Source organism: Oleiphilus sp. HI0132 (assembly GCF_001635845.1).
Genome location: NZ_LWGJ01000693.1, coordinates 1 through 3,203, shown reverse-complemented (window position 1 = coordinate 3,203; position 3,203 = coordinate 1). Strand labels below are relative to the sequence as shown.

The 3,203-nt window shown below is 41.9% G+C and carries 2 protein-coding genes; both read left to right on the top strand.

The features are described 5' to 3' along the window. Window positions 1-94: 94 nt before the first annotated feature. Complete coding sequence (locus A3766_RS08270; RefSeq protein ID WP_068638600.1) at window positions 95-2,305, top strand: DUF1631 domain-containing protein; 2,211 nt, start codon at window positions 95-97, stop codon at window positions 2,303-2,305. A 3-nt stretch (window positions 2,306-2,308) separates the two neighbouring features. Continuing rightward, window positions 2,309-3,097, top strand: coding sequence for an energy transducer TonB (locus A3766_RS08265; RefSeq protein ID WP_068513268.1), 789 nt, complete (start codon window positions 2,309-2,311; stop codon window positions 3,095-3,097). The last annotated feature ends 106 nt before the right edge of the window (window positions 3,098-3,203 follow it).

Here is a 3,203-nt window from a genome sequence, read left to right as displayed (position 1 = left end):
TAATTTTTATATTGCGGGTAAGATGTACCTGCTTTTGTTCAGTGCCTTTATTTTTGTTAAGCATTGAAAGTCATTCAGCATACGGGAAAGGACGATGAATAAGTCATCTAGCGTTAGCTTTATCGGAGATCGCAATAGTCGACCTTCCAGGCTCGATAACGCAAGATCAGCTGAAGCTCTCAAAATTTGCAATATTGTTGTAAGAGACATGCATGCCCTTCTGCAAGGCATGTTTGACGGCATAGATGACTCTTTTTTCGAGCTTGCTAACAATGCTAGAAACAACAATGAACAAAACCGCTTCTTTGAAGCAATGCGCGATATTCGCATTAAGCGCAAGAATATTGAGAATGACTTTAAGTCCAGTATCGAAGCGCAGTTTTCCCTTGAGCAAGTTCTTACTCCCTCTTCGAAACTAAACGCACCAGTCGAACCGAAAGGTTTTGAAAGTCTAAGCCTAGTTCAGAATGACGACCTCGAAGAGGAAGTCGCGATATCATCTATGGCGACTAAAGCCCAGGCAAATTTTCAAGGCCCTTTACTTCAGTTTCATACTCGAATTTGCAACCTATACGGCTGCGAGAACAATGAAGATGCAAACCTTCCTCTAGGCTTAAAAGACGTAATAGAAAGCTTTACAAGCGCCTGTGAAGTGCTTGAAATAGAGTTAAAAGAGCGGTTAATTGTTTTTAAGCAATTTGATCGATATGTTCTATCAAACCTTGGTCCTGTGCTAGACGAAGCCAACAAAACATTAATACGCCTTGGCATTATGCCATCGCTAAAAGCACCTCGCACCAAGCAAGGTAGCAAGACTGCCTCTTCGCCACATGATAAATCAACGCATGCTTCCGAAGACACGACTGCCAAGCAGCAAAACACTACAAATGTACTACCTCAGCTGCAAAACTTACTAGCAAATATTCGTAATAATCTAGGCCCCCAAGCGCTCAGTGCTGATGACAATCCTGGCCTGCCCACTCAATATGTGAGCACTCAAGACTTAATATCGCTACTCTCTGCCATCCAGGATATAGCGCCATCAACTAACAATAGCGCTGACCCTAAGGTTATTAATATTCATCAGCAGCTAAAAGCCCAACTAAGCCAAGGCAGCGATCAGCCAACAACCCAACCAAAATTTAAGCAAATAGATGAAGACTTGATCAACCTTGTCTCAATGCTATTTGAATTTATTCTAGAGGATTATAATCTGGCTGCGCCGATACAAGTCCTCATTAGCCGCTTACAAATACCCATACTCAAAGTAGTCATTAAAGACAATAGTTTCTTCAGCTCTAGCAAACACCCTGCCCGCAAGCTCCTCAACTCGCTAGCTAAAGCAGGTATAGGCTGGAACGAAACACAAAACAAAGGCGATGCGCATTACCAGGCAATTTTTGATACAGTTCAGAACATTCTTGATAACTTTACCGGCGATATCCAGCTTTTTGAAAAGCTATATGAAGAATTTAGTGCTTTTGTTAAAAAAGAAGAAAAGAAATCTAAGATTGTCGAGCAAAGAACAAAGGAATCTGAAATTGGCCAAATTAAGTCTCGCCAAGCTCAAAAATGTGTCGAAGATAAGCTAGATTCATTGCTAGATAGCTCTCAAATTTCTATTCCTGACTTAGTCCTTGAAACAATTCGCGGTGGCTGGAGTCGCGTTATGTTTCTAGCATACCTGAAAGACGAAGAAGAGCATCAGTGGGAACACAGCTGTAAAACAGCCGAGAACCTAATCTGGTGTTTGCAGCCGTTTGAAAAACCTAAAGATCGCCAGTACTGGATCGCCATTGCCCCTAAAGTATTAAAAGAGCTTAAGTCAGGTCTTGAAGAAGTTTCCTATAATACAGCCGATCTTGACCAGGCACTTGTCGAGATTCGCTCAACACTCACAAACACATTTAAGCAAAACTCATTTAACTTGAGTCATAATATTGTTCCTCCTGTAAATGAGGAGAACGAGCCAAAGGCTGAAACTGCAATTGAGCGCCAACAAGCATCGATAGACTCCAGTTTAAATAAATATATTGAGCAAATTGAGCAAATTGAAGTTGGCACTTGGTTTGAGTTTACAAACAACGATAGCAAACAGCGATGCAAGCTGTCAGCGGTCATCAATGATGCAGATAGCTATATTTTCGTCAATCGCATGGGGCTAAAGTCTTGTGAAAAAACCAAAACCGACCTGGCGAATGATCTAAAAAGGAAGCACGTAATTGTTCTAGAGCAAGGACTGCTAATTGATAGAGCCATGAACGCACTAACCAGTAGCCTAAGCCAGAAAGCAAGTACACTCTAATTTGTGAATACCGAGAGCAACCAAAGTCTTCGGCTCAGCTTAGCGGCTTTCGCTGCCATTTTGATTCACACAATCTTGGCCCTATTGATCTACTGGCTCGACATATCATTCCTTGAAACCAAGGAAAAGACTATCCCCTTCAAGCTAGTATCTGCAGACAGAAGCTCGCAATTTTCAAGCTCATCACTTAGCGCCGAAGAAAACTCACGCGCAGCACAAGAATATTTAGCGACACTTAACCAATCGCAATTTAAAAGCGACACCCAAACTAAACGTGACTCCTCATCAAAAGGCAGCCTAAGTCCTAATCAAAATGCCGTGAAGAAGCTGTCGGACAAACACACTCGGCTAGACAGCCCTGCTTTTCGTGGATCTAATCCAAGCACGGCAATTCACGGATTACAAAATATTTTCAGCCGCGATAAGCAAAGCCTTAAACCCAGCCAGACAAAACAAGTCTCGAGCAAGGAACTTGAGCAACTCAGCGACTACGAGATTTTACTTTTGAGCGCACTCAGGAAGGACTCTCTATACGACCCTTTTCATGCGGTAATGAACACTCACAAACGTAAAGAAGTTGCCTATACAATAACGCTTCGCTTATTCCCCAATGGAGCAATAAAAAACGCTTTGATAAAAGAGCCTAGTGGAATTATGAAAATAGATGAATTAGCGTTACAAGCGGCTTATAGAGCGAGCCCTTTCCCAACGCCACCTCATGAAGATATTCAAAAAGGGTACAAATATGACATTCCTTTCATCATCTACCAAAACAAAAACATCAGTAAATAACTAGAACACAAAAAAAGAAGAAGAGAGCCGACCTTGAGACGAGATTAAAGTCGGCTAAAGTACAACTTATTCAGCGGAAGCAGCAGCGCTTACCATCTTTTTCAGC

Bases quoted from the DNA above. Each gene is read 5' to 3' on its own strand.
- A3766_RS08270 (WP_068638600.1), top strand. From the start codon at position 95: ATGAATAAGTCATCTAGCGTTAGCTTTATCGGAGATCGCAATAGTCGA.